The organism is Prevotella amnii CRIS 21A-A (assembly GCF_000177355.1).
GTDB lineage: Bacteria > Bacteroidota > Bacteroidia > Bacteroidales > Bacteroidaceae > Prevotella > Prevotella amnii.
The window spans coordinates 1-612 of record NZ_ADFQ01000065.1 but is presented as its reverse complement, the minus strand read 5'-3'; the positions used below and the strand labels follow the sequence as shown (position 1 = coordinate 612).

At 36.3% G+C, this 612-nt stretch carries 1 rRNA gene; it reads left to right on the top strand.

The annotated features are described in order from the left end of the window. Positions 1-224: 224 nt before the first annotated feature. Positions 225-612: ribosomal RNA gene (locus HMPREF9018_RS11100) — 23S ribosomal RNA — on the top strand; the annotation flags it as partial.

Sequence of the window (612 nt, the reverse complement as noted above, 5' to 3'; positions counted from 1 at the left end):
TTATATAAAGGTTCAAGACCTGATACTCCACTTAGGCTATAAAATCTCTCTCTATAGAGAGTAGCTAAGACGATCTTTGACATATTGTACATTAAATAAACTGTAAGTGAAATAATATCAAATCTTATTTTATAAGAAATGATTATGTTATAAAAATAAAATAGAAATCACACAACAGCTGAAAGTATGAGCTACAACTCTTCTTATTTAAGTAAGAGTTAGCGAAGAAAGTAAAAAAGGGCGTATGGCGGATGCCTAGGCTCATGGAGGCGATGAAGGACGTGATAAGCTGCGATAAGCCTTGGTTAAGTGCAAATAACTGTTAACCCAAGGATTTCCGAATGGGACAACCTAACATGTAGAAGACATGTTACTCCTATAATATTTAGGAGAGCTAACGGAGGGAACTGAAACATCTTAGTACCTCTAGGAAAAGAAAATAAAAATGATTCCCTTAGTAGTGGCGAGCGAACGGGGAAAAGCCCAAACCTATTACGTATATTGCGTAATAGGGGTAGTAGGACCACGATAAAGGAAAAAGTCAATCGAGAGGAATATTTTGGAAAGAATAACAATATAAGGTGACAGTCCTGTACTCGAAGTGCGACTTTT